Genomic DNA, 679 nt, shown 5'->3' on the forward strand with positions numbered 1-679 from the left:
CTTTTCCTTGTGTTTGGGGGTGGTAGGGTTTACCGTTTTTCTGCTTGATTCCTAGGTCTATGAGCAGTTGCTCGAATCCGTTTCGCGCGGGGTTTGTCCGGTCTGTGCTGGTTGTGAATGCTCGGCCGTTGTCGGTGAGGGTGGACTGGGGGTAGCCGTGTGTCTGGCCTGCATTAATGAAGCTTTCTATGACGTTTCCCACGGTGGCATTGTTGTAGGCACAGCAGGAGATGATGAACCGGGAATGGTCGTCCAAGATGGTGAGGATAGCTACTCGCTTGTGACCTGCGATGGTCCAGTCACTGTAGTCCATTTGCCATGTTTCGTTGGGTTGATCTGCTTGAAATCGTATCCATGAGCTGCGAGGACGCTTTTGTGGTTGGGCGATGACGTGACCGTTGTTTGCGAGCACTCGGTGGATTGTGGATGGTGCTGGTGGTGGGTCGATTCCCTCTTGCTGCAAGTGCCAGCGAATTGTATGGGCTCCGGCGTTAGTGCCGCGTTCTGTGAGGTCCTGGCGCAGTTTAAGTATGCGGTCGACAGTGCTGGGGTTGAGCGCTCGGGGATTAGTGCGCGGGCGTTTAGAGCGTGGTTCTAGGCGGTTGATTCCGCCTTCTCGGTAGCGGGCTTGAAGTGTTCGGATCCATCTGGTGCTGACGCCGAAATGGTCAGCTGCTTC

The 679-nt window shown here is 55.2% G+C and carries 1 protein-coding gene; it reads right to left on the reverse strand.

Annotated elements, in window-relative coordinates:
- A partial coding sequence (locus MHK09_RS11645) for a DDE-type integrase/transposase/recombinase (RefSeq protein ID WP_250413617.1) occupies positions 1-679 on the reverse strand: 679 nt, incomplete at both ends.

The organism is Corynebacterium tuberculostearicum, assembly GCF_022347235.1.
Taxonomy (GTDB): domain Bacteria; phylum Actinomycetota; class Actinomycetes; order Mycobacteriales; family Mycobacteriaceae; genus Corynebacterium; species Corynebacterium tuberculostearicum_F.